Annotated in this window: 18 protein-coding genes; 13 read left to right on the top strand and 5 right to left on the bottom strand. The window is 62.2% G+C overall.

Annotated features, from left to right (window positions below):
• The first annotated feature begins 6 nt into the window (after positions 1-6).
• On the top strand, positions 7-1224 hold the full coding sequence (locus B5483_RS21205) for a glycosyltransferase family 4 protein (protein ID WP_079731898.1): 1218 nt from the start codon (positions 7-9) through the stop codon (positions 1222-1224).
• A 154-nt stretch (positions 1225-1378) separates the two neighbouring features.
• Here B5483_RS21205 and B5483_RS21200 read toward each other — a convergent pair whose 3' ends face one another.
• Positions 1379-1762, bottom strand: coding sequence for a hypothetical protein (locus B5483_RS21200; protein WP_079731897.1), 384 nt, complete (start codon positions 1760-1762; stop codon positions 1379-1381).
• A 188-nt stretch (positions 1763-1950) separates the two neighbouring features.
• Between B5483_RS21200 and B5483_RS21195 the strand changes: the two genes are divergently transcribed.
• The 10 genes from B5483_RS21195 to B5483_RS21150 all read left to right on the top strand — a co-directional run bounded on the left by B5483_RS21195 (position 1951) and on the right by B5483_RS21150 (position 12797).
• Positions 1951-3003 carry a tyrosine-type recombinase/integrase gene (locus B5483_RS21195; protein WP_079731896.1) on the top strand — a complete coding sequence of 351 codons (1053 nt, stop codon included), beginning with the start codon at positions 1951-1953 and terminating at the stop codon, positions 3001-3003.
• 359 nt (positions 3004-3362) lie between these two features.
• Entirely contained in the window at positions 3363-4307 is a 945-nt protein-coding gene (locus B5483_RS21190; protein ID WP_079731895.1) for a glycosyltransferase family 2 protein, read from the top strand.
• A gap of 65 nt (positions 4308-4372) precedes the next feature.
• Complete coding sequence (locus B5483_RS21185; protein WP_176168159.1) at positions 4373-5668, top strand: glycosyltransferase; 1296 nt, start codon at positions 4373-4375, stop codon at positions 5666-5668.
• A gap of 67 nt (positions 5669-5735) precedes the next feature.
• The gene (locus B5483_RS21180) at positions 5736-7235 is read left to right on the top strand and encodes a lipopolysaccharide biosynthesis protein (RefSeq protein ID WP_176168158.1); all 1500 of its coding nucleotides are present in this window, start codon (positions 5736-5738) and stop codon (positions 7233-7235) included.
• Between the two features lie 11 nt (positions 7236-7246).
• Positions 7247-8935 (top strand): hypothetical protein, encoded by a 1689-nt coding sequence (locus B5483_RS21175; RefSeq protein ID WP_139384108.1) that lies wholly within the window; start codon positions 7247-7249, stop codon positions 8933-8935.
• 124 nt (positions 8936-9059) lie between these two features.
• Positions 9060-9521, top strand: a complete 462-nt coding sequence (locus B5483_RS21170) for a hypothetical protein (protein ID WP_079731891.1) — start codon at positions 9060-9062, stop codon at positions 9519-9521.
• Entirely contained in the window at positions 9518-10489 is a 972-nt protein-coding gene (locus tag B5483_RS21165) for a hypothetical protein (RefSeq protein WP_079731890.1), read from the top strand. The genes B5483_RS21170 and B5483_RS21165 overlap by 4 nt, the downstream gene beginning before the upstream one ends.
• Positions 10486-10911 (top strand): DCC1-like thiol-disulfide oxidoreductase family protein, encoded by a 426-nt coding sequence (locus tag B5483_RS21160; protein WP_079731889.1) that lies wholly within the window; start codon positions 10486-10488, stop codon positions 10909-10911. Before B5483_RS21165 ends, B5483_RS21160 begins: the two co-directional genes overlap by 4 nt.
• Before the next feature lie 277 nt (positions 10912-11188).
• A complete protein-coding gene (locus B5483_RS21155; protein WP_079731888.1) occupies positions 11189-11539 on the top strand; it encodes a helix-turn-helix domain-containing protein in 351 nt (116 codons plus the stop codon).
• Positions 11529-12797 (top strand): type II toxin-antitoxin system HipA family toxin, encoded by a 1269-nt coding sequence (locus B5483_RS21150; protein ID WP_079731887.1) that lies wholly within the window; start codon positions 11529-11531, stop codon positions 12795-12797. Before B5483_RS21155 ends, B5483_RS21150 begins: the two co-directional genes overlap by 11 nt.
• Before the next feature lie 372 nt (positions 12798-13169).
• On the opposite strand, the gene B5483_RS21145 is transcribed toward B5483_RS21150, so the two are convergent.
• The 3 genes from B5483_RS21145 to B5483_RS23315 all read right to left on the bottom strand — a co-directional run bounded on the left by B5483_RS21145 (position 13170) and on the right by B5483_RS23315 (position 15694).
• Complete coding sequence (locus tag B5483_RS21145; RefSeq protein ID WP_245829502.1) at positions 13170-14528, bottom strand: surface lipoprotein assembly modifier; 1359 nt, start codon at positions 14526-14528, stop codon at positions 13170-13172.
• Positions 14529-14576: 48 nt separating this feature from the next.
• Positions 14577-15383 carry a HupA family protein gene (locus B5483_RS21140; protein ID WP_079731886.1) on the bottom strand — a complete coding sequence of 269 codons (807 nt, stop codon included), beginning with the start codon at positions 15381-15383 and terminating at the stop codon, positions 14577-14579.
• A gap of 164 nt (positions 15384-15547) precedes the next feature.
• The gene (locus B5483_RS23315) at positions 15548-15694 is read right to left on the bottom strand and encodes a hypothetical protein (RefSeq protein WP_176168157.1); all 147 of its coding nucleotides are present in this window, start codon (positions 15692-15694) and stop codon (positions 15548-15550) included.
• A 97-nt stretch (positions 15695-15791) separates the two neighbouring features.
• Between B5483_RS23315 and B5483_RS21135 the strand changes: the two genes are divergently transcribed.
• Entirely contained in the window at positions 15792-17441 is a 1650-nt protein-coding gene (locus B5483_RS21135; RefSeq protein ID WP_079731885.1) for a winged helix-turn-helix domain-containing protein, read from the top strand.
• Here the strand turns inward: B5483_RS21135 and B5483_RS21130 are convergent.
• A complete protein-coding gene (locus tag B5483_RS21130; RefSeq protein WP_079731884.1) occupies positions 17360-19396 on the bottom strand; it encodes a TonB-dependent receptor in 2037 nt (678 codons plus the stop codon). The genes B5483_RS21135 and B5483_RS21130 overlap by 82 nt on opposite strands.
• A 421-nt stretch (positions 19397-19817) precedes the next feature.
• On the opposite strand from B5483_RS21130, the gene B5483_RS21125 reads away from it, so the two are divergent.
• Positions 19818-20600, top strand: a complete 783-nt coding sequence (locus B5483_RS21125) for a transferrin-binding protein-like solute binding protein (protein WP_217698236.1) — start codon at positions 19818-19820, stop codon at positions 20598-20600.
• Positions 20601-20807: the final 207 nt, after the last annotated feature.

Here is a 20807-nt window from a genome sequence, read left to right as displayed (position 1 = left end):
GGGACCGTGACCCAGGTAATTCTCGATATATCGCGCCTGATCTCGCGTGTGCGCTATTCCACACCCTCCGGCGTCGACCGCGTAGAGATGGCCTATGCGCGCGGATTGCTCGGTATCTACGGTGAGGACCTGGCCTTTGCGGCGGTTCATCCCACTGGCGTTTACGGACGCCTCAGGCGTTCGGCTGCGCTCGCCTATCTCGACGAACTGGAGCAGCGCTGGTCGCATCAGGACGACAATCCGCGCCAGCGCTCGCTGCCCTCGGTGTTGCCATGGCTGGTCCGGCTGCTCCCGACCCGCAGAGGTGTCGGCAGCGCACCCGGTGCCGTGTACCTGCAGGTCTCGCCCCACCACCTGATCAATACCGACAAGGTGCGCACGATCCTGCGGCGCGAGCAGGCGCGCTTCATGGTCATGGTGCATGACCTGATCCCCATCGAATTCCCCGAATACGCGCGCCCTTCAGGCGCAGAGCAGCATCGCCGCCGCATGAATACGGTCGCAGAGCTGGCCGACGCTGTCATCGTCAACTCCGCAGCGACGGGTGCATCGCTGACCCGCTGGATCGAAACGGAGGGCAACGGAATTGCCCCACCACCGATACATGTCGCGTTGCTCGGCACCGAACGCCTCGCCCCGGCGGCGCCTGAACCATCCCCGGACGGGCGCCCCTATTTCCTGTGCCTGGGCACGATCGAGCCGCGCAAGAACCACCTGCTCCTGCTGCACCTCTGGCGCCACCTCGCCGAGACAATGCCGGCAAGCGAAGTGCCGCGCCTCGTCATCGTCGGCCGCAGGGGATGGGAAAACGAACAAGTCGTGGATCTCCTAGAGCGTTGCCCCGCGCTGAAATGCCACGTCGAGGAGATCAACAACTGTCCGGACGCCCGACTCTCCGCCCTGCTGAGGGGCGCACGGACGCTCGTCATGCCCTCATTCGCGGAAGGCTACGGCATGCCGTTGGCCGAGGCGCTGTCAGTCGGTACGCCCGCGCTGTGCAGTGATCTCGATGCACTTCGCGAAGTCGGTGGCGAGATTCCGAGGTTTCTCGACCCGCTGGACGGACCAAGCTGGCGAACCGCCGTGTTGGACTACGCGGTGCAGGGCTTGGATTTTCGTGCGCAACTCCAACGTTTGCCAAAATGGCACAACCCCTCTTGGGCAGAACATATGGTCATTGTCGCGCGCGTGATCGAAGACCTGAAGGTGAAGAGACCTAGTTGAGACTGATTGATGTTGTCCGTGCTCCAACGGAGCGACCTCCCCCGCGTCTATCAATCAGCATGCTCGATGATCAATTTTTCGATTAGATAAAATTGCAGGGGCGGGAAAAGTACAATCTTGGTTGATGGACGATTGTAGAAAAAGTTAGATGCACTCAAGAACGCTCAAGATATAGGGCTTTTTTCACTTTTGCGCGTCTAATCTGAGACCTTACGATTTCGGCAACCGTCTGAGGTGTTGTGGTAGCAACCCCAAGTGCTTCATCCGCCGTGGTCGTCGCGACGCAAGCCTCAGCTTCTTGGAAACCATCATACCAAGCCGTTTCATGGGCCCGGTAATCGGATCGAAGCTGTTCAGCCAGTCGCTCCAAGTTGGCAATTTGCACGCGCTTCGCAGCCCAATAAGCAGAATCTAGTCGATGTGCGGCAGCATGAGGAGCGATGGCCTCGACATTCTCCTTTGACGCCTCGACGCCTATTGCAGCCAATATTCTCACCGCGACGATCCGGTCGACATCCCAGATTTGAGCACTGTTCATGACGCACCTCCTCGCAAAGACTGCGCGCGTAAGCGAGAATGTCAATGCCGTCGCGGAGTAGGGCCAGTGACTGTATTTGATTGAGGCTTTGCACAACGAGAATTCACTAACTTTCGTACTATCGATAATGCATAGTATCATTAGTGGGATTGCGTTTTGCGGCCGGGACGGGCAGGTTTGCAGCCCATATGTCCGAGCTCATTTCCTCATCCGATCAGCCTGTTCCATCCGTCCGGGACGACGTTCTCGACGCGGCGCGGCGGGCGATGAGTGTGAATTCCTGGCGGGCGCTTCGGGCGGACCTGAAAGTCTTTGCCGAATGGGCCGCAGCAAATGACGCCGCGACATTGCCAGCGGCGCCTGAGGCGATTGCGCGGTTTCTTCGCGATCAGGCGGCGGCGGGCAAGAAGGCGGCGACGTTGGCGCGCTACGTCAGTTCGATTGCCCGGGCACATGGGCTGGCTGACTTGCCAGACCCGACGCGGGCAGAACTGGTGCGGCTCGAGCTCAAGGCGCAGCGGCGTGCGCTGGGTGTTCGTCAGAAGCAGGCGCGTGGACTGCGGTTCAAGGGTGATGTGGCCGATCCTCTGGCTGCCGCCGGTCCCATGGGCGTCTGCGTCGAAGCCATGCTTGCCGCCGCGCCCGAAACGCTCCAGGGCAAGCGCGACCGCGCCTTGCTCAGCCTTGCTTTCGATACCGGACTGCGGCGCTCCGAGATCGTTGCCGTCCACTGGCTCCACATCGAGAACGGCTCCGGCGGGGCCGGCAGGCTTTTCGTGACACGATCCAAGTCGGACCAGGAAGGCGCAGGCACATACGCGTATCTTTCGCCGCGCACGATGGCGGCCCTCGCTGACTGGCGCACGGCGTCGGGCTACAGCGAAGGCCCGGTCTTCCGCCGCTTTCACCGCAGCCGCGACAGGACCGGCGCCGACATCTGGACCACAGGCGCAGGAATGACAGCGCAATCCGTCACGCTCGTCTATCGCGCCCTGCTCGACGCTGCGCGCGAGGCTGGCCTGCTGGGCGAGATATCCGATGCCGACTACGATCACTGGCGCAAGTCGCTGACAGCCCACTCCACCCGCGTCGGCCTGACGCAGGACCTCTTTGCCAGCGGGCAGGACCTCGCCGGGATCATGCAGGCCCTGCGGTGGAAAAGCCCGCAGCAACCGGCCCGCTACGCGCAGGCGCTCAGCGTCGAGGCCAACGCCGCGGCGAAAGTGGTGAGCAAACTATAAGGGCAGGCAGCACGCGCTTGCCGTTCGGCCGCTGGGCATAGGGATCATACCCATTTCGAGTGATTTACTGAGCCGGTTCAGGCGATTAAAATCTTTCGATATATATAACTTCAATATCTTACCATCATCGATTTGATGTAAATATGCGATACGGTCTGTCAGAATATCGCCTCTAATCTCAGATCGCCCAGTAAATTCTGGGCACAATAATTCATAAATTGCGATTCCTTTCACTCACTGACGTGATCTAGGCTTGAGGACGGATTTAGGTTTAGTTGAGGTCGCCCGCCCCATCAGCAGACGCTTCGTTATGGAAGAGTAGATACTTGCATAGAAACGCTGTCTACCAGGGGGTTTGAATGATTGACGACGCACAGCTGGATCATCCCGTGCCGAAAATGGAACCTGCCAGCCACGAAGCGGCTCACGCTCCAGCTCCGCGCATCAGCGTAATCGTTCCCGTCTGGAACCGACCATCGGATATCGAGCGCTGCATCCGGTCGCTGCAGCAGCAGACCTTGCCGGACAGCGACTACGAAATCATCATTGTCGACAATGGCTCGACCGATGCAACGCCGAAGGTCGCTCGCGATACCGGTGTGAATGTCCTGGTCGAACCTCGGCCAAGTTCCTACGCAGCGCGGAATCTGGGTCTGGGCGCAGCCACGGGTGAATATGTCGCATTTACCGACTCTGACTGTACCGTGGACGCGGATTGGCTGGCAAAAGGGCTCGAGGCCCTCGATCGCCATCCGGAAGATGCCGTCGTAGCTGGCCGGATCGAACTCTTCTCGGAGAATATGGCCACGTCGTCTCCCGTCTGCGAAGCCTATGAGCGGATCTTCGCCTTCAAGCAGGAGCGAAACGTTGCGCGCGGCGCAGCCTGCACCGCCAACTGGTTTTGCCGCAGGGCCGTCGTTCAGGCGGTCGGCGGTTTCAGGAGCGACCTTAAATCCGGCGGCGACTTCGATCTCACACGCCGCCTGCAGGCCGCGGGTTATCCGGTCGTCTTCGCCCCCGAAGCGCTGGTCCTTCATCCGGCCCGGGCTACCGTACCGGAATTGTGTTCCAAGGCCCGACGGGTCATCGGCGGTCGCATGATGATGAAGCGGAACCGCCGCAATCCCGTACATTGGTGGGCGGGACTGACGATCGACACCATGCGCCGCTTCAAGACCCTGGCTGGCGAGCGATGCGGCCTGCCGATGCGGGCCCGGCTTTCGATGCTGCTTGTAACGCTTTGGCTTGCAGGATGCTGGGAGGTGCTGCTCATCACTCTGGGTGGCGAAGCCCGCCGCGCCTGATGCAATCCAACCGGGGCGCCCCTTCACTGGCTGTCTGCGAGCCTGCATCGGATGAAGCACGCCCGTTGATCGCCGGCGCAAGCGCCGGGCGAGCGGCCGTCGATCACGATGCCTTGGGCCTGAAGGTCGTCTATCTGGTTCGGCGCTTTCCGGTCCGATCGCAGACTTTCGTCACGAATGAGATCATCGATCACCTTCGCGCGGGCGCCGATGTCCATGTCGTCGCCCTCGAAGGACCAGATTCAGCGGACTTCCCGCTCGAGGAGCTGGATCCGCAGATCCGACCGCGCGTGACCTACCTCGACGTTCCACGCACAAACAGGGCGCGGCTCGGCGCAGTGCTGCAAGGGCTGTTGCGCAAGCCGGGTTCCTTTCGCCTGGCACTGCGGGCACTTCTGCAGTCGCGCGAGGAAGGGAAACACGCGGCGCTTGGCACGCTGCTGTTTGCCATGCGATTGGCCAGGACGCTGGAATCGGCCCGGATCGTGCATTGCCACTTCGGCAATGTGGGGCGCATTGCGGCCATGATCTTGCGACTGGGCCGCTGGCAGACAAGGCTTGTCACCACCTTTCACGGCTACGACGTCAGCAAGCAGGCCTATCAGCCCCTCAGCCGCTACTATGCGCCGCTGATCGAGCGCGGAGACCTGATGCTGACGGTCAATTCGATCTGGGCCGAACGGCTGAAAGCTGCAGGAGCCGATCCCGCAAGGGTTCACGTCCACCACATGGGGATCAACCCAAATACCATCGAGGGCATCGGGATCGCCAGGCCCGATCCGGCGAAAGTCGAGTTCTGCATGGTCGGCCGCATGGTGCCGAAGAAAGGCCACAATGTGGCGCTGCGGGCTCTGGCGATGCTGCGCCGGCGCCGTCCGGAACTGGCGATATCTTTCGTGCTGGTGGGCGAAGGGCCGCTGCTGGAAAGCCTGAAGGCGCAAGCCAAGGCCGATGATCTGGAAGACATGGCGGTCTTTCTCGGGGCGCTGGGCCACGAAAGCTCCCTCGCCGCCATTGGTGCTGCGGACGTCTTCGTCCTGCCGTCGCGGACCGCGGAGGATGGCGACATGGAAGGCATTCCCGTCGTCCTCATGGAAGCCATGGCCTTGGGCAAGCCGGTCATATCGACACGGCACAGCGGCATTCCCGAACTGATTGAAGATGGCGTGAGCGGCCTTCTGGCCGATGAGAACGATCCGGCCGGAATTGCTGCCGCGATGGAGCGTCTGGTCGCCGATGCGCAATTGCGACACCGTCTGGGAACTTCGGCCCGCCAGACGGTTATGGCCGAGTTCAATGAAGTCACTCAGGGTGAGCGATTGCGTCAGCTATATGTCGATCTGGCCCGATCCGAGCCGTGATCGTGTCATGAAACGGAGGCAAACTTGGGCGGTCTGATCATTGGACCTGGCAATTCGAAGGATGCCAATGGACATCGTGTCTGAGAGCAACGACGCCTCGGTCCGGGAAAGCCCGCCAAAGGACGGGAAGCGCCAGCTCCGGAAAGTTGCGGCGCGCGGCGCTGCCTATTCGGGCATTGCGCAAGGGCTCAAGGTGCTCTTGTCGATGGCGTCGGTCATCGTGGTGGCCCGGCTGCTCGCACCGTCCGAGTTCGGCGTGATCGCGATGACCACGCCGATCACGGGTTTCATCCTGATCTTCCAGAATCTGGGTCTGAACCAGGCAGTCGTACAGGCCCGCACGATCACTGAGGAGCAGACCAATGCCCTGTTCTTCTACAACCTTGCCGCTTCGGCAGCGATCGCCCTGATCTTCCTTGCCATCTCTCCGCTGGTGGGGCTGTTCTATGGCGATCCGCGGCCGGCAATGGTGACCGCAGCCAGCGCGCTGACCGTCCTGCTCACCGGCACGACCCTCCAGCACACCGCATTGCTCAACCGCGCCATGCGCTTTCGCGCGCTCAGCTTCGTGGATGTAACGACGGCGGCGGCCGCGCTGCTGTTCACCGTGGGGTTTGCGCTCTGGCTGCGCAATTTCTGGGCGCTCTGGCTCGGCGCATTCTGCGGCACCATCGTCAATGCCGCGCTCGTCTGGCGCATCGACCGCTGGCGCCCTTCGCGCCGGATCGTGTGGGGCAGCGCGCGCAACATGGTCAAGTTCGGGGCGAACCTGACCGGCTTCAACTTCCTGAACTTCATCCGGAAGAACATCGACAACATCCTGATCGCCAAGATGTGGGGCTCGTCCGCGCTCGGCCTCTATGACCGCAGCTACAAGCTGATGATGTTCCCGCTCGAAAAGGTGAACTCCCCGCTCGCCCGGGTCATGCTGCCGGCCCTTGCGCGCGTGCAGGACGAACCCGCCCGCTACCGCCGCATGTTCCTGCTAGCGATCCAGACGCTCTCCATCGTCTCGGTCCCGGGCATCATGGCGGTTGCCATGTGCAGCGACGTGGTCATTCCGCTGCTCTTCGGGGCGCGCTGGACCGACGCGAGCCCGATCTTCTTCTGGCTGAGCCTGGCGGCGGTGACACAGCCGGTCTCCAATGCGACCGGGTGGCTGTTCATCAGCTCCGGCCGGACCAGGGAAATGTTCCAGTGGGGCCTCTATTCGACCCCGGTGACCATTGCCGCCTTCGTGATCGGCCTGCCATGGGGCCCCGTGGGCGTGGCGAAGGCCTATTTCCTAAGCCAGGCCGTGACTGTCCCGGTCCTCTATTACTGGTGCACCCGCGGCACAGCGGTGTCGGCGCGCGATCTCTATGCCGCGATCCTGCCAACGCTGGTCGGCGGTCTGCTCGCCTGGTCGCTGGTCTTGCTTGCGCGCGTGCATCTTTCGACCGTTCCGCTGCTCGCAACCGCCTTCGTCTGTTCCTACGGCTTCAGCATCGCTGTTCAGGCGGTCACGAAGAAGGGCAGGACGGCGCTTGTCGAGATGACCCGGATCCTCTCCGCGGCGCGACCCTAGGAGGGCAGACCATGCAAACCGCCCCACCGCCCCAGACCACATCGCACCGGTTCGATCCGGTGTACCTCTGGGCCATGGCGCTGTTTCTCGCAGCCCTTGCGATCCGCCTGACGTGCAGCCGGATCATCCCGCTCCATCCGGACGAGATCTTCCACATCCTGACTGCGACATCCTGGGCGGATGACGGCAGCTTCAGCCTTGGCGACGGCAGTTACACACGAGGCTGGGTCTACACCGTGCTGGCGGGCGAAAGCTTCCGTTCCTTCGGACATGTGAGCGTATTTCTGGCACGCCTTCCGGCCATCGTCGCCGGCGCGCTGATGGTGCCGGTGATCTTCCTCTGGATCGGCAGGTCGGCTGACCTGACCGCAGGCTGGATCGGCGCACTTCTCGTCTGCGGCACGGAACTGATGATCCGGACATCGGACTTCGCGCGCTTCTATTCCCTGCAGGCCCTGCTGGTGCTGGTGGCCGCGGCGATTGTATATGAATACCTGCTCCATCCTTCGCGAAAACGGATCTGGCTCCCGGTCCTCGCGCTGGCCTGTCTGGGGCTGGCCGCTCAGTTGCAGATCACGACCATCGTGGCGACCGGCGCCATCGGCATCTTCGTCGTCCTGTTCCTCGCCACGCGCCCGCAGACGCGGTCCCTGCTGACCGATGCGAAGATGCGCTGGCTTGCCGTCGTCCTCGTCCTGCTGGCAGCAGCAGCAGCAGCCGTGGTCGTCTATCTGGGGCTCCCCCGGCTCCTCGAAGCAGAGCCATGGGCGGAAAAGCACAGGTTCGACTACCTGTTCTACCACGTGCTCCTCAGCCGCGACTATCGCCTGTTCTGGTACCTCATGCCCCTGGCCGCCTTGCCGGCCATGGCACGATACCCGCGCCTCACCACCTATTGCCTTGCCCTCTGGCTGGTCCCCCTTTTGGTCCATTCGTTCGGAGGCATGAAGGCAGACCGCTATATCTCCTATGCCTTCACCTTCTTCCTCGCCTTCTGGGGCATTGCGCTTGCCGCGGCCGCGCCCTGGCTGAAATCCGCAGTCGTGCAATGTCTGGAGACCTTCGAACGGACGACGGCCATTCCGGTGGGAGAGCGGGCGCGCAGGCTGCTGGTGCCCGTTATACTCGTTCTTTGCGCCGCCTCGGTGATCGCCGTTAACACGAAGCTCGTCGACAGCCCGAAGCTCATAGCCAAAGGTCTGCTCGCATTTGCCCGCGCGCCCGGCGGGATCTTCCGGAACCCGCCCGATCCGGAATGGGACCGCGGACTGGAGGCAATCCGCCGGGACCTGAACGAAGGCGCGGTCCTGATCGGCGTGGATGAACTGCGCACGACGCTTTACCTGCAAACCCCGAACTTCGGCATGTATCTTCCCCCGGACACGGCCACATTCAGACGAAACGGGTTCACGATCGACAAACGCAACGGCCGTCCCGTCATCGAGAACGTGAAGGATCTGGAGAAGGTCTTCTCATGCATCGATCGCGGCGTACTGCTGGTACCGGCGCGGCGCTGGCTGCAATACGGGTTCCTCGATGCGCCGATAGCAGAGTTCATCAGTGCCAGGACCCGGTTGGGGCAGCCGCGAATTCCCGGCTTCTACGTCTACCGCTGGCAGCACCGCGTGAACCTTCAGGGATGTGCCGCGATCCGGAAAGAAGCGCAGATAGGCAAGATTTCCGCGCCGCTGGAACCGTGACTGTGTCGGTCCCAACCGGCGCGAAGACCAATTACGGCTGAAGCATCCCGGACGGTACGGTGAGTTTTTTGAAGTCAGTCATGAGTTGAAAGCAGGCAGGACGCGAACGCGGAAGGTGAAAGCTATGCGACTTCAGATCGAGTTATATCGCTTCCGTTTGCTTTCTCTGATTATCATTCTGGTGCTTGGCGCTCAGTTGGTAGCATCATTCGGCCATGCGAACCGCTTCTTCCCGTTCATGTGGTATCCCATGTATGCGACAGCGCATTTCGACGGTGAGCGCATTAATATCGAACATCGCATTTACGCAGTCACGCCGAACGGTGACCGGCAGTACATCGATCCCTCCAGGGATCTGAAAATCGATTTCTGGAGGTACGAGCGACGTTTTGCCCGTCCTCTGCGGGACAGGAAATTGGACAGGATCAGGCCGATCCTGGAAATGGTCGTCGAGCGCTATCCCACTTTTACCGAGCTACAAGTCGAAGATTATCCGTTGATCATCACCAGGAATGGACCGCGGAAGGCGCAAAGGCAGGTTATCGCCGCCATCTCACGGGCCGAGGTTGAGGAGGCCCTGAAATGACGACGCTTTCTCTCACACAGAAGTGGGACCGGTACTGGTTCCCGGAAGCGCCTTTGCTCGACCTTGCGATCCTTCGCGTGATTGCCGTCGGCACGCAGTTGGCATTGATGGTGTTCGACAGTCGCTATGGCCTCGCGAGTTTGCGCGAGATCAGCGAACTGCCGGATTCATTCTATCGCCCCCTGCCCTTCTTCAGACCCATCCTTGCGATCCTGGGCGGACATACCTTCACGATCTCGGAAATCCAGACCATCCACATTGCAGCAATCGCAGTCGGTCTTGCCGCGCTGGTGGGTCTCTGGACGCGGGTCACCCTGTTCCTCTTCGCGGCAGGCGTTATCCTCGTGCAGCTCTGGGCGCTCTCGCATGGAGACATACACCATCCCGAAGCGGCAATGATGATCGCGCTGGGCGTCCTGGCATTGTCACCTGCCGGAGCTGTCCTGTCGCTCGATGCGTGGTTGCGGCGGAGTTCCGGGCGCACCACCTTCCGGGAGCAAGTGACAAGTTCGAGCAGGGAAGCAAAATGGCCGATACTGATCGTCCAATGGCTCTTTGGCCTGATGTACCTGTCGGCATCATATTCCAAGCTGTCCATTGGCGGCGTCGACTGGCCGAATGGCTTCACGCTTCAGTATTATCTCGCGATGGACGGCCTGCGCTGGAATTCACTCCTCGGCGTCTGGCTCAGTCAGTTCCATTGGCTTTGCGTCATCGGGCAATGGGCCGTGCTCATCTTCCAGAGCACGTTTTTCCTTTCGCTCATCTTTCCGAAGCTGAAATGGCTATATGTACCCATAGGGATGGCCATGCACATCGGCATCTATCTGATGCTCAAGGCGCCATTCTGGCAGTGGACTGCCCTCTATCTGGTGTTCATTCCCTGGTCAGCGGCGCTGACTTACATGAAATGGATGCCAGAGCGCCCAAAGGCCGAGATGGGCCTTGGCGAAGCGAGCACGCGATGATCAAGAACCCCGCCTCGGAAGCGGATGCCGGGACCGGCGTCGCCCCTGGTGACACCTATCTCATCTATGATGGGGAGTGTCCCTTCTGTTCATCATACGTGAAATTCATGCGTCTGCGCGAAACGGTGGGCCCGGTTCGTTTGATCGATGCGCGCGAAGGTGGACCGGAAGTCGCCCGCGTCCGGAACATGGGCATGGATCTCAACGAAGGAATGGTCTTCCACTATTCCGGATCCTTCTATCACGGCGCGGACGCGCTCAACGTCATGGCCCTCTTGAGCGACGGGCAATCCTGGTTCAACAAGCTGAACGGCGCTCTGTTTCGTTCCAAAATGGTCGCACGGGTCAGCTATCCCTTCATGCGCGCCGGTCGGAACAGCGTATTGCGCATTCTCAGGCGATCGAAGCTCCCAGGGCCATAAGTAGACGGCCTGCCCTACCGGAAATTCGAACGTGCCAGCTGTTGATATCCTGCGGCCTGATCGATCGGCTCTTGGCGACCCTTCAGAACGATCGCGTAAAGCCAAATTCGGTGCGGACCCTGCGATCTGCCATCAGTCCGCGCACCTTCGGAGGATGAATTTTTCCAAATCAGATTTGACTTATATTAACGTCATAAAGCACATTATGACTTATTTATAAGACGTAATATTGAGTCTCATCCTGATTCAAGGTATAATCCTAGAAGGAAGGTGAGACATGCCAAAGCGGGAAAAATCGCCAGCAAAATGGACGCTATCGCGCTACGGGCGCGAGGCCGTCACCCTGCTCGGCCAATTGATCCGCACCAACCGCCTGGAACGCCAGTGGAGCGTGCAGGAGCTCGCCGACAGAGTTGGCGTGTCCCGCGACATGATCCAGCGGATCGAACATGGCGATCCACGCTGCACGATCGGTATTGTGTTCGAAGCGGCCAGCGTGGTTGGCGTGCCCTTGTTCGAAGAGGATCGCGGCCGGCTCGCCTACCGCGTAGCCGAGCAGGCAAACAAGCTACGCTTGATGCCTAAATCCGTGCGCCAGAAAAAGACCGTGGTGAAGGATGACTTCTGAACGCCCTTACGACGAAGCCTATGTCTGGATCTGGTTGCCGGGCGCGCGCAAGCCGGTGGTGGCGGGCTTGCTCAGCCGCCAGCGTGATGGACGTTTCGGCTTCAACTATGGCCGCAGCTACCTGGAACGCGATGATGCGATCCCGATCTATGATCCGGAGCTGCCGCTGCGCGCAGGCCTGATCGAGCCGTCCGCACGCATGCAAATGCCAAGCTGCATCCGCGATGGCTCGCCTGATGCCTGGGGCCGCAGGGTGATCATCAACCGCGTGACGGGTGCAAAGGCGGACGAAACGGATCTGATCGATCTGGATGAGCTTACGCACCTGATGGAATCGGGATCGGACCGGATTGGTGCGCTCGATTTTCAGGCATCGGCCACCGACTACCGGCCGCGCCAACGCAAGAATGCATCTCTGGACGAACTCGCCGCCGCCGCCGAACGCGTTGACCAGGGATTGCCGCTTTCACCGGAACTCGATCTGGCTTTGCAGCATGGAACATCGCTGGGTGGTGCCCGCCCCAAGGCGTTGATCGATGATCAGGGCCGCAAGTTCATTGCGAAGTTCTCGGCGAGCAACGACCTGTACAATGTCGTCAAAGCAGAATTCATCGCCATGCGTATGGCGAAGGAAGTCGGGCTCGACGTGGCTCCGGTTGAACTCACCAGAGGCCTCGGCAAGGACGTGCTGCTCGTTGAACGATTTGACCGAGCGCCAGCCGCAAATAGCTGGGCGCGAAAAGCGATCGTCTCGGCCTTGACGATGCTGGGCCTCGACGAGACCGAAGCCCGCTATGCGAGTTACGAGGAACTGGCGGAACTGATCCGCCACCGCTTCACCGATCCGAAGGAAACGCTCGAAGAGATGTTCGGGCGGATCGTGTTCAACATCCTGTCGGGCAACACGGATGATCATGCCCGCAACCATGCGGCGTTCTGGGATGGCAAGGCGCTGACGCTGACACCAGCCTATGACATTTGTCCGCAAGGACGCACGGGTGGCGAGGCAACGCAAGCCATGCTTATCCATAGCGATGTGCGGCTTAGCCAAGTGAACGCCTGCATCAAAACCTCGAAGAACTTCCTGCTCACCGAAGCGCAGGCCCGCGCGATCATTAAAAAGCAGATCAAAACCATCCGCGCGAAGTGGATGGATATCTGCAACGAGGCCGCCCTACCCCAGGTCGACCAGGAATTTCTGTGGGGGCGCCAGTTCCTCAATCCATTTGCATTGCAGGGCTTCGAAGAAGAATCCTGACATGCGATGGAAAAGGCGCTGCACTGGTGCTGTTGGGCAAACGCCAGATCGTCTCCGAATACGATCGCAGATCACTACAGGACTGTCTGGCGAGACCGACATTCGAACATAACGGCCAGCAGGGTAGTGAACGCATGATCACTACGTTCGATGCCGACAAGGCAGTAAGCGTTGCGTCCCGCCCCATCGACGGAAGCGGCAGAGCAAACAGCTTGTTTGCTGCGCCGGGAAATCGATCCGCCTATTCCCGAAGTCTGCAGCTATCAAACGAGCGCAAATTGTCCATATGAAGCGACGGTCTGCCCTACCGGAAATTCGAACGTGCCAGCTGTTGATATCCTGCAGCCTGATCGATCGGCGCTTGGCGACCCTTCAGAACGATCGCGTAAAGCCAAATTCGGTGCGGACCCTGCGATAATCGTAGACTTCCACGCTGCTGCGATTGCGTTCCCAGGTGGCCCTGACGAACGGTGCGAAGCTGGCGATGCGCAGGGATCGGAAGGTCGCGCCAAGGCTGGCACGGTAGCTGCGGTCCGAACGCCTGGCTGGATAGAGCAGGATCCTGCGATCCGCCTTCAGTCCGCCTGTTCCCAGCGTCGCCACGAGAGTGACCGATCCCAGTTCGTGATAGGCAAAGACCGAGGTTCGCCAGCCCCATGTCGCATAGCCCGGATCGCGCGTGGCCTGACGGTCGATGCCAACGGTCAGGCCCGCGCCCGACCGGTTCGACAGGGCGCGCTCGTAGCTCACCGAGGTCGAATAGCTCTCGCCATCGAGCAGGGCACTGCGGCGATTGTCGATGAAGGCAACGCTTGCCACGGCGCGCAGCTGCGCCTTGCGGCCCAGGGGATGCAGGTAGGTCAATCCGGCTGTTGCCGCGCGCGAATAGGGTTGCCCGCCATAGAACCGCAGGAGCCCCCCACCCTCCAGCGCAAGACGGTCCGCACCGAGCCGCAGTTCGGGTCCGACCGTTGCCGCCACGGCAATGTCGTTGAAATCGCCGGACCGGTAGAGATCGGCAGAACCGGAAATCTTCCCGAGCACGTTGACCTTGGAGCTGAGCCGCAAGCGGGCATAGGCCTGACCGCGCAAGGCCAGCCCGAGGCCGGAACGCTGACGCGCATCCTCGTCGAGGACGAAATCCCCGATGACGGTGCCCAGCGTGGATGACCGGGTGGCACGATTGATGTTGCTGTCCGGGGCAAGCGCGAGGTCGAGACTTGCGCCAACCGGCTTCTGCGCGCGGAGCGCCGCGGAATAGCGGTCCACGAAACGGGCGACTTCGGGAGGCAGGTCGCCGGCCTGCACTTCGCGCAGGGCCCGCCGCGCTCCGGCTTCGTCGCCTATAAGGTCCAGCACACGGGCCAGTTCGAGGCGTACCCGCTGGGCTCCGGGCTGCTCGTCGAGAATCTGCCGAAGCAACAAGGCCGCCTGCGTATAACGGCGCTGACGGACACAAAGCATGGCCAATCGAAAGCGGGCTTCGCTGCGCACATTGACAGAGGGATCGGCGGTCAGCGCCCGCAATGCGGTCTCTGCCACGTCTGTCCTGCCTTGCTCGAGCGCCCGGTTCGCAAAGGCCAGCAATTCCGCGGCACTCAGCCGGGCGGACTGGTCGCTGCCGCCGCGATCTTGCGCGGTTTGCGCCCTTGCAGGCACAGGCAGCATTGCCAGAGCCAGGGCAAGCCCGGCGATCGCAAGCTCACCCAAGGCCCTGCCGCAACGAAGCACCTGCCTCCTCCTGTCTCGGTCGCGTGGCGGCACAGGGCAGCGGCCGCATCACTTTTCTCCGATCATGATGCCGAACATCGCGCCCTGTTTGCCTTCGAGGAGATACGGGGCCTGCCAGCGCGCCATCACTTCGGCCGCCTGAGGCCCGTTGAATGCCCCTTCGAACCATGACGGCTCGCCCGGCAGGCCCGGGACGTCGAAGCTGCCCGAGAACGTCGTGCTGCCTTTGGCAAAGCTGGTGTCCTTGAAGGCATAGGTTCCAAGATCGATGGACAGGTCCCAACCGTCCGAAAGAAGCGGATGCATCGAGCCGGTCAGCGTACCGCTGCCAAAATCGAAATCGAGCGCCGCCGTGCCGCCGACGTAGTTTCCGTCCGCCGTCCGGCCGATCACGTCCCCGCCATAACTAGCGGTTCCGCTAAGCGGCATGTCCAAGGGACTGGTAGGAATACCATAAGCGAACACACCTTCGCGTCGGACGATACGGCCTTCGTCATCTTCCGCTTCATCGTACCAGGATCCAAGACTGGTATAGGTCCATGGTGAAAAGCCGCTGCCTGGCACTTGCAGGGATACTCGCACACTTTGCGAGCCTCCCCCGGACGGTTCGATGCTGTTCCACGTCGACGTGGCGACCTGGCCGCCTGTGCCGTCGTAGCTCAGTGTGTTCAGCGCGCCCGCTTCGAAGCCCGGAAGCCCAATCAGGTACGTCTCGTCCGCGGCGTTGTAGCTGATTTCAACTTGCTGGGCCTGCGAGGCCGGCTGCGTCTCGACCGCGTCTTCCGGCCTGAACTCGTGGCCCAACCCCAAGACGCTGAAGGGTTCGCTACTGACGAGGCCGATATGCTCGGGCATGATGACCGGTGCCGGAGGGGGTGCTGGCGTCGGGGAAGGAGATGGCGTGGGCGTGGAAGAGACGCCGCCGCTGCTCCCGCCACATCCGGCAAGCGCAGTGCATGCGGTCGAGAGTGCCAAGGCGAATGCAAGCGGTACCTGTCTCATTCTTCCGCTCTCCACTTTCAGTGACCGCCGCTGCGCCAGCCCGCCCCATTCTTCCCGCACGCGTCGATACCGAAGTCCTCGCCCGAACGTCTGGCGAAACCGGCAACCGGCGCGTGTGCGTCGTGGTCGATCGGTTGGCAAAATGCCGCGGCCTCATGCGTCATGGGTAATTCCTGCCGCTTCCCTGAAATGCCCCCAAGGTGCTATCAAGTCAGGCCGAAGTGAATGACGGGGGCATGATATTTGGCCGATGGTTTGCCGATGAACGAACCAATCGCGGCCGAGCCGAGGCCGCCGGGTTCCATGCAGCTTGCCCATCGCGAGGATTTTCGTCTGGGCCGCGCCCTCGTGCGCCCTTCCCTGCGTACCGTGGAGGGACCGCTTGCCACTCTCACCGCAGAGCCGCGGGTCATGCAGGTGCTCATGGCGCTGGCCGATGTGAGAGGCGCGGTTCTCAGCCGGGCGGATCTGCTTGAGGTCTGCTGGGCCGGAAGAATTGTCGGCGACGATGCCGTCAATCGCGTCATCGGCGAACTGCGGCGCATTGCCCGTGAGACCGGCGCCGGGTTCGTGGTCGAGACAATTCCCCGCATCGGCTTTCGCCTTGTCGGCGAGATCGAAAGCGTCCCGGTGCAGCCCGCGGTGGAAGCATCGCCTGGCGATGTTGACGTCAGGCCGGGACTGGACCGGCGCACATGGCTAGCCGGTGGGTTGACGGTCCTTGCCGCGGCAAGCGGATCGACATGGTGGATGGCCGAAGGCAGCGGCAACCGGTCCGCGGCCCGGCAAATCGCCGAAGGACGCCGCATCCTGCGCGAACTCTGGCCCGATCAGGATGAGCGCGGCGTCGAAGTGCTGCGCGAGGCCGTAAAGATCGAGCCGGGCAATGCCAAGGCCTGGGGCCTGCTTGCCATGGCCTGGCGCAATGTCGCGGAAGGAGCCCCGCCCGACAGGGTTTCCGCTGCCGTCACCGGGTGCGAAGAGGCGGCACGGCGCGCATTGGCGCTCGATGCGAATGAAGGCAATGCCCTCGCCGCGCTCGCCACCCTGCGCCCTTACCTTGGTGACTGGGAAGCGGCCGAAGACCGCATGCGCCGCGTACTGGAAGTCGCCCCGGACAATCCCAATGTGCTGCTCCATCTCGTCACATTGCTGCAATCTGTCGGGCATGCGCGGGCCTCGTGGGATCTGAACGAACGCGCGATCGCGAAGGAACCGCTCTCGCCCCCGCACCAGTTCCGCAAGGCTCTCAAGTACTGGATATTCGGCGATATCGCCGAAGCCGACCTGACCATCGATCGCGCCATGCAACTTTGGCCGAAGTACCCGGCGATCTGGAGCGCGCGCCTCTACATCTTTGCATTTACCGGACGAACGCAGGCCGCGCTCACCCTGCTCAAGGACAGGAGCCTGCGCCCGGCCATGTTCACGAGCCAACTCGAAGAGCGCTGGCAGGTCGCGCTTACCGCACTCGAAGCGCCCACCGCAGGCAATTTGGCGCAAGTGCGCCGCGCCCTGGCAGATGAAGCCAGGCCCGGTTTCGCGGTTCAGGCCGTCATGTTTCTGTCGGCCCTGGGTGACCTTGATGCGGCCTTTGCCGTCGCGCAGGGTTTCCTCTTGCGCAAGGGACCTCTCGTCGGCTCCATCTGGCCCGCGCAGAACCAGATGATCTCACCTGACGATCGCTGGCGGCGCACGATGAACCTGTTCACCCCGGCGACGATGGCGATGCGCGCCGACCCCCGCTTTGCCCCGTTGTGCGAGGGCATCGGTCTGACCCGCTACTGGCAGGCGCGCGGCGCCGGTCCCGATGCCTTTCTTATGCCGGATCAGAAGCTGAGCTCCATGCCCAGCCCCAGTTCGCGCGGGTCGCCTGCGGTCGCCAGTCCGGAGATGACCGAGAACCTGTAAGTAAGATGGAATTCATCGAACAGGTTGCGCGCATAGCCGAAGACCGTAAGCCGCCCGAGGGTCCACGCGGCCTTGGCATCGACAGTCGTGGAGCCGGAAACGCGCCGGTCCGGCGTTTCGATATCGTCACTGAAGTAGCCGCTGTAATGCCGAACCTGCGCCGTCAGCCTAAGCGGGGGTACCGGCTGCCAGGCAAGGGCCGCAGAGGCACTGAGATGCGGCGACCTCTGGAACTCCTTGCCGAGCATCGGGTCCGATTTCACCTGCGTCCGGGTAATCCGCGTGCCCAGCAGGCCGATAGCTGCGCGCAGGCTGAAGCGCGTGGATGGCTGCCAGTCCGCTTCCAGCTCAAGCCCCCGCGTCCACGCGCGCGGGGCATTGCTCACCTGCACTGCGGTCGTGAGTTGGCCGTTGGCGGCAAAGAACTCGATCGTCTGGGTCCTTTGGGCATCGATCATGTCGTAGGCAAAGCCATTGACGGAGATCGACAACCGGCCGTCGTCCAGTCTGGCCCGGACGAAGGCTTCATAGTCCCACAGGTACTCCGCTTCGAAGAACTCCGCCCGTCCGCTCTGCGTATTCAGCGACACGCCTCCCGGATTGTAGGCGCGCTGTACCTGCAGGCCGAGGCGCAGTCCCGACGCCGCCTCCCACGCGAGCGAGACCTTGGGCAGCCAAGCCCTGAAGGTGCGGTCATAATCGAGTTGCAGCGTGCGCAGGCCCCCGCGCAAGTCGCCGATCCGCACCTGGCTGTCGGTCTGATAGCGCAGCCCTGCGGTCAGCGAGAGGGTGCCGGTCAGGGGCAGTAGCGCTTCCCCGAACACTCCTGTGCTTTTCTGCAGGTCGGAGAACGTGCCGATGCCCAGCAGCAGGGCCGATATGTCGATGGTCTGGTCGAGCGTCACCCGGGTATGATGGAGCCCTGCACTCAGGCGCGCGCCCGATTGCGAATGCCAGGCCACGATCGGCTCTACCGAGACATCCTGCGTCGCGATGCGGGCACGGCCGAGACCCGGCGGTGCGTAGCGGCGCACATCGGCATCGCCGTAGCTCAGCGTGGCGCTGACATCGAATGCATTCCCCGGTGCGTAAGTGAAGCGCCCGGTCAGGGAATCGGTGTTGATCGCGAAGATCCCGTAACCCGCATCGGGATTGCGGCGGGCCCGGAACGGCTCCTCGACGCCTTCGATCTGGGGCATCTGCGAACGGCCATGCGCGTAAGTGACGAGCAATCGGGCACCGGGCAGCGCTGCGGGCCGAAACAACAGTTTGGCGCGCACCATATCGGAATCGTCCCGCTCGGGATCGATCCCTGCCGCCGGACTCGTGATGCGACTGGCCGTGCGGCTGCGGCGCAGATCGGCAGACAGGCGCAAGGCAAGCTGGTCCGCTACGAGCGGTACGGAAACCGCTGCCGAAGCCTGTCGTGTCATGGCCTCTCCGGCAAGCAGCCGGGCCTTGCCGTCCCACTCGAATTGCGGGTCCTGCGTTTCGACGAAGATCGCCCCGCCAATGGAATTGCGGCCCTGCGTGGTGGTCTGGGGGCTGCGGAATATCTCCACCCGTTCGACATCCCAGAGCGGGGTCAGGCCGAATGCCAGCTCGTAGTAGGATGCCGCGCGGCCATCGACCTGGATCGTGGCGCGCGGCCTCGACCCGCTCAGGAAAGCGGCCAGGTCGCGCACGACCCCGGTCGAATCCTGGCCGCGAATGACCGGTCCTTCCCCGCCGGAGCCCAGCTGGACGTTCACTGCCTGCTGCAGGAGTTGCTCGATGCGATCGGGGGCTGCCTTGTCAGCAATCATGCGGCGGGTTTCGACCGCGACGCTGGAAGCGGTCTGCTGCAGGCTCCGGGCGATGCGCTCGCCCGTGACGATGATTTCGTCGACAGAGGCCGGGGCCGATGGAGGCACCCCGTCTGCAAGAGCCGAAGCGAGAAGCAGTGCATCTAGCATGATCGACCGAGCCAGCCCCCTTGCTCACGCAGGTATGCCCCTTTGCGCGCTGGCTTACCGTAGTACAATTCCACTTGGGGAGACACCGGATATGGCCGGTTCGCATCGAACGCCCCAGCCCATGTCTCTTACATCGGATGGCGTGGGCCCAAAGCGGAACCAGCGCGAGAATATCGGCAAACCATCGGGTCGCCATCATTCCCTTTCGGCCCAAGACGCGATCATCTTCTCCGGTTCAAACGAGAGGTTGATCATGCAGCACGATCGGACAAAGCGCGCCATCTGGGCCCTTCCGCTTATAGGCTTGATCTCCGCCTGCGGGGGAGGTGGCAGTGGCGGCGTGGCAAGCGCCCCCTCCCCGACTGACACCCCTTCGCCGGGCCCGGCCTTCGATACGTCCGGACCGGCCGGTTTCTACCCATTGGACAGCGACGCTGCGCTCGTTTCCATGGTCGCAGGAATAAGGCAAACCGGTGAAGGTTCGATGCAGACGCAAACCATTGAGACCTACGGCTCCGACGAAATGAAGATCGGCTATGATCCTGCGACACAGGACTACACGATTGCCATCCCTGGCCAGATTGCCGGTCGCACCGCCGAGAACACGACAGACGCCACTCCAAGCCCCGGGTTTCGCTACTTCGACGTGATCGATCCCCAAGGCGCCCGGGTAGGTTGGGTATCAGTCGAAAAGAAGGTAAGGATAAACTTGACCTATACCGCCGTCGGAGATTTTTCCTGGAGAGGCGCTTACTTGGAGTTCGTCACAGGAATTCCCACCCCGCAAGCCGAGATTCCCCTTGCCGGGTCTGCCCGGTATTCCGCGCAGGTGAGAGGCCAATCGACCGCGGCGACCAACATCAAGGGCACCCTCCAGCTCAACTTCGATTTCGCCTCAAACGGTTTGTCAGGGCAAATGGACCTCACGGCCAGTGACGGGACCGGGGAATACCAATCCATTGGGGCCTACCCGGTCGCCAACGGCGTCCATCCGGTTGGCAGTACGACCTTCTCCGGCGACTTCACCGCCCCTGCTGGCCTGACCGGCCCCGCCACGTTCGAAGGCCGTTTCATGGGCCCGGACGCCGCAGAAGTCGGCGGCCGCTGGCAAGTCCCCATCGAAATCCCCTCCGGATCAGCGTTCCCGCCGGCCTTTCAGGGCATCTACGAGGCTGCCGGCGTGTTCGCAGGCGCCCGGCGCTGAAACCGAAAGGTCGGAAGCGAGCAGGCAAGGTCGCATCTGAGCGCAAGGCTTGCGCTCAGGCGCTTTCCCTGGCGATCAGCCTGAAGCCGACGTCGATGGGATGGTCGGCCAAGCCGAACGGCGCGTGGAAATCCGCGCGGTGTTCTAGCGTGAGCCATTTGCGGCACGGCAACTGTCACGGGTGCAATCTGAACCTCGCGGCCGATC

It is taken from the genome of Novosphingobium mathurense, from assembly GCF_900168325.1.
In the GTDB taxonomy this organism is placed as follows: domain Bacteria; phylum Pseudomonadota; class Alphaproteobacteria; order Sphingomonadales; family Sphingomonadaceae; genus Novosphingobium; species Novosphingobium mathurense.
The sequence above is the reverse complement of the archived record's forward strand: the minus strand, read 5'-3'. Positions and strand labels throughout refer to the sequence as shown.

Coding starts and splice junctions, on each gene's coding strand:
- B5483_RS21190 (WP_079731895.1), top strand. CDS start 3,363: ATGATTGACGACGCACAGCTGGATCATCCCGTGCCGAAAATGGAACCT.
- B5483_RS21140 (WP_079731886.1), bottom strand. CDS start 15,383: ATGCCCGAGCATATCGGCCTCGTCAGTAGCGAACCCTTCAGCGTCTTG.
- B5483_RS23315 (WP_176168157.1), bottom strand. CDS start 15,694: ATGACGCATGAGGCCGCGGCATTTTGCCAACCGATCGACCACGACGCA.
- B5483_RS21150 (WP_079731887.1), top strand. CDS start 11,529: ATGACTTCTGAACGCCCTTACGACGAAGCCTATGTCTGGATCTGGTTG.
- B5483_RS21180 (WP_176168158.1), top strand. CDS start 5,736: ATGGACATCGTGTCTGAGAGCAACGACGCCTCGGTCCGGGAAAGCCCG.
- B5483_RS21160 (WP_079731889.1), top strand. CDS start 10,486: ATGATCAAGAACCCCGCCTCGGAAGCGGATGCCGGGACCGGCGTCGCC.
- B5483_RS21200 (WP_079731897.1), bottom strand. CDS start 1,762: ATGAACAGTGCTCAAATCTGGGATGTCGACCGGATCGTCGCGGTGAGA.
- B5483_RS21130 (WP_079731884.1), bottom strand. CDS start 19,396: ATGCTAGATGCACTGCTTCTCGCTTCGGCTCTTGCAGACGGGGTGCCT.
- B5483_RS21165 (WP_079731890.1), top strand. CDS start 9,518: ATGACGACGCTTTCTCTCACACAGAAGTGGGACCGGTACTGGTTCCCG.
- B5483_RS21175 (WP_139384108.1), top strand. CDS start 7,247: ATGCAAACCGCCCCACCGCCCCAGACCACATCGCACCGGTTCGATCCG.
- B5483_RS21155 (WP_079731888.1), top strand. CDS start 11,189: ATGCCAAAGCGGGAAAAATCGCCAGCAAAATGGACGCTATCGCGCTAC.
- B5483_RS21135 (WP_079731885.1), top strand. CDS start 15,792: ATGAACGAACCAATCGCGGCCGAGCCGAGGCCGCCGGGTTCCATGCAG.
- B5483_RS21195 (WP_079731896.1), top strand. CDS start 1,951: ATGTCCGAGCTCATTTCCTCATCCGATCAGCCTGTTCCATCCGTCCGG.
- B5483_RS21170 (WP_079731891.1), top strand. CDS start 9,060: ATGCGACTTCAGATCGAGTTATATCGCTTCCGTTTGCTTTCTCTGATT.